Raw genomic sequence first — 1549 nt, 5'->3', positions numbered from 1 at the left:
ACGCCATCGAGGACGCGGTGGTCGCGGCCCGGACAAAACGACAGGAGACTGAACCATGGCGACGATCGGCAGCTTCAAGAAGGACGAAAACGGCTTCACCGGTGCGATCAACACGCTGACCCTCACCAGCAAGGTCCGCTTCGTCCGAAACGAGAGCGAAAGCGACAAGGGCCCCAGCCACCGGCTCTTCGCCGGCAAGACTGAAATCGGCGCGGCATGGGCCAAGACCTCAAAGGAAGGTCGCCCGTACCTCTCGGCCAAGCTCGACGATCCGAGCTTCAACGCCGCGATCTACGCGACCCTTATCGAGGACGCCGACACCGCCGGAGCCTTCTCCCTCATCTGGTCAAGGCGCACGCAGGAGTGACATCGAAAGAGGCCCTCGCACCGGTGCGGGGGCCTCGTCGCAATCGAAATTTCCGCAGAACGACAATTGGAGCAAATTTAACGAAATCAATTTCCTGAAGAATAATCGATAGTCGCTACCTACGGGCTGCAATCTCGGAGCTTTTTCATGCCTGTTCGTTCCGCCCGCGATGACGATTATGAGTTCATTTCTGCTCTCGACGCTGCTCTTCATACGGAAGGCGGGGAGTACCCATATCCGGAACCTACCTTTGCCAGGTTATTCACAAAGAGGTCGTTCAGAATTGATGGTCTGTCTCGAAATCCTACCGATAACAAGCCGGATTGGGACACAAGATTTTACATAATCGAAACGAAAAACCACGTCAGAGCTGGCTTTGCGGTGTCTTCAAACTGGATCTCAAGCGACGAGCTTTCTCGCGAAGCAGGCCTGACGCATCGAGACATTCGGCTTTGGTTTGTTGGTGTATTGAGTAAATTTCGAGGCGTTGGCCTGGGTCAAGATGCAATCCAGCATATCATTGACGAACCGCGCCCAAATAATGAACTCGGAAGCCAATTTGGCACCTACAAGACTAGACTCGCCGTGAGGCTCCCTAAAAACTTCGTTCGGTCGAGCGATCTTCTTGAGAACTATTTCGATTTTGACCCTCATCACTCGCGTGGCGATATGCACATACTGACCTGCCCCATCTGGCGAAATGCGCGCGAGGAAACCGCAATTCAGCCCATGCTGCTCGCGTAGATTCTGCGATCGCCTTCGTTATGGCGGTGGCTCTCGCGTGGTTCGCCATGCCCAATGTGGCAATGCGATAACGCCGGCTGCCTAGCGACCGAACTTTTGCCGCTGAGCTTTGATCCTGGCGAGCCTGACGATTCGACTGGAACGACGAGCATGGGCCCGGGGCCGAGCGGCTTCTGGTCGAGACGGACTGGCTGCCGGCAGCCTTGCGGACTTCTTCCGGCGATGTCGAGGGCAAGCAGGAGCCTGTCGCGTTCGCCGCAGCAGCAGAATAGGCGGACGCAGATGTTCGGAGTCATGGACGGCCGCTCCGGTTGGGGCGGCCGTTTCGTCGTTGTTGAAGCTGCCGGTTGGCGTCGGGGTGGTCTCCTGTCGTTTTGTCCGGGCCGTAGCCCCCTCACGTCCTCTTCGTGCTGGCTGTCTGGCCGAGCCGGGCTTTTC

General features: G+C 57.3%; 2 protein-coding genes. Both read left to right on the top strand.

The annotated features are described in order from the left end of the window. Nucleotides 1-55 precede the first annotated feature (55 nt). Nucleotides 56-367, top strand: a complete 312-nt coding sequence (locus IP69_RS20525) for a DUF736 domain-containing protein (RefSeq protein WP_054144690.1) — start codon at nucleotides 56-58, stop codon at nucleotides 365-367. A 147-nt stretch (nucleotides 368-514) separates the two neighbouring features. Next, the gene (locus IP69_RS22030; RefSeq protein ID WP_156323588.1) at nucleotides 515-1111 is read left to right on the top strand and encodes a hypothetical protein; all 597 of its coding nucleotides are present in this window, start codon (nucleotides 515-517) and stop codon (nucleotides 1109-1111) included. Nucleotides 1112-1549 lie beyond the last annotated feature (438 nt).

It is taken from the genome of Allobosea sp. AAP35 (assembly GCF_001295925.1).
Classification (GTDB): Bacteria; Pseudomonadota; Alphaproteobacteria; order Rhizobiales; family Beijerinckiaceae; genus Allobosea.
The sequence above is the reverse complement of the archived record's forward strand: the minus strand, read 5'-3'. Positions and strand labels throughout refer to the sequence as shown.

Excerpts from the sequence above, each read along its gene's own strand:
- IP69_RS22030 (WP_156323588.1), top strand. The coding sequence starts at position 515 with ATGCCTGTTCGTTCCGCCCGCGATGACGATTATGAGTTCATTTCTGCT.
- IP69_RS20525 (WP_054144690.1), top strand. The coding sequence starts at position 56 with ATGGCGACGATCGGCAGCTTCAAGAAGGACGAAAACGGCTTCACCGGT.